Here is a 463-nt window from a genome sequence, read left to right as displayed (position 1 = left end):
GCAGGATCGTGTGGAGGGCATGCATCGATCCGGAAGCCGTACCCCTCGGCCAGCGCGGCGTACGAGCGCTGTACCTCGGGATCGTACATACACGCCTTTGTAATCGCGCATTTGGCGTTGTCGATGATCACGCGCTCCACGCGGCCGCCGAACCATTCGAAGGCGCGCCGGTGGCAGGCCAGCCACGTCTCGACCGTTTGATCCGGCACGAGCTCTGCATACTGGTGCCGCGACCAGCACAGCGTCATCACGAAGAACCATGTCTTGAGCGGTACGCCGGATTCGTGTGTCAAAACGGGACCGGCACCGAAGTCGAGCTGCGCTGCGTCCGCCGGAGCGAACTCCAGGATCGTCGTTGCTCTCGCGCCGCGCTCGGCCTTCAGGTGCAGCAGGAAGCGCCGCACTGCAGAATAGCTGCCCGTATAGCCGTGATTGCGCTGAAGCGCGTTGAAGATCGTCGTGC

1 protein-coding gene is annotated in these 463 nt (G+C 63.5%); it reads right to left on the bottom strand.

Features of this window, described 5'->3' with window-relative positions; translation table 11 throughout:
• Positions 1-463, bottom strand: a 463-nt coding sequence (locus AB3X89_RS40215; protein WP_368588055.1) for a DDE-type integrase/transposase/recombinase, incomplete at both ends; no start/stop codon positions are given.

It is taken from the genome of Paraburkholderia sp. BR14320 (assembly GCF_040948665.1).
Lineage (GTDB): Bacteria > Pseudomonadota > Gammaproteobacteria > Burkholderiales > Burkholderiaceae > Paraburkholderia > Paraburkholderia youngii.
This window is presented reverse-complemented; position numbering and strand designations above follow the sequence as displayed.